1 protein-coding gene is annotated in these 1,053 nt (G+C 62.5%); it reads left to right on the plus strand.

The features are described 5' to 3' along the window. The first annotated feature begins 117 nt into the window (after positions 1–117). A complete protein-coding gene (locus tag I59_RS21830; RefSeq protein ID WP_148286055.1) occupies positions 118–852 on the plus strand; it encodes a hypothetical protein in 735 nt (244 codons plus the stop codon). Positions 853–1,053 lie beyond the last annotated feature (201 nt).

The raw sequence follows: 1,053 nt of genomic DNA on the forward strand, positions 1-1,053 counted from the left end.
GTCGACGCCGTGCTGCGCTCCAGCGGCGGCGCCTGAGCGCGTCGAACCGGGTGGTGCTGCCGACTACCCCGCCAAGAAGGCCGCGACGGACAGGTGGCCTGGCTTCGTAATCAACAGGTGAATCCCTACACGATCGGCGTTGAGAGCTTCTTCGCCAACGCCTGGTGGCTTGCAGGAGCAGTTCTCGCGCTCATCCTCGTCGGCGCAATGATGACGCGCTCAACCCTCCTAGGATCTCCCTGGCTCCTTTTCCTCCTATGGACCGCGATTCCTGTCGTCTCGATCCTTCTTGCTACTTTGATCGCGGGTCCCCTATTCACGCCGCGGTACCTCAGCTTCGTGTCCCCCGCTATTGGCGCACTCGTCGGACTTTCGATAGCAACGTTACGCAGGCAATGGCGAACGGCAGTCTCGGTAACACTCGTCGTCGCCGCACTACCGTCGTACTTGCAGGCACGAAGCGAGGACGGTAAGCCAGGCGGCCAGCCCCTTCGGGAAGTCGCCGGATTCATTGGGGAGCATGCGACCCCAGGAGACGCCATACTCTTTGGCGCCTCCGGTACCGTCTCTCTTCGCCCTCGGATCGCTCTCGCCGCGTACCCGCGGCAGTTTGAACACCTCGACGACATCGCGCTGCGGGACCCATGGCCGGAGACTGGTAGCTACAGCGACCGGTTGAAGCCGGAACAGGCTGTTGCTGCCGCGGAGTTGAAGCACGAACGCGTGTGGGTCGTAGTCGGGGCGGACAGAGTCATGCCCGGCGCTCCGGTTTCTGTTCTTCGAGCCGAGGGCTTCCACGTGCGAGTGAAACGATTTGGCGAAATGAAGGTTCTCGAGTGGGTTCGCGCCTGAGTCTCCGGTGACGGAGGACGATTCGTTTGTGACCGGCCGTCGTCATCCTTTGAAACGCGACGATGCGACGGAAGCCCGTGAAGGTGACGACGGACACCGGACGCAAAATCCCCTGCTGACTGTCCGCTGGCTTGAGCCGACTGTTCGCTGGCTGAGCCGACTGTCGGCTGGCTGAACCGACTGTTCGGAACTGCTGCAGGT

The sequence above is a fragment of the Curtobacterium sp. B8 genome (genome assembly GCF_000333315.1).
GTDB lineage: Bacteria > Actinomycetota > Actinomycetes > Actinomycetales > Microbacteriaceae > Curtobacterium > Curtobacterium luteum.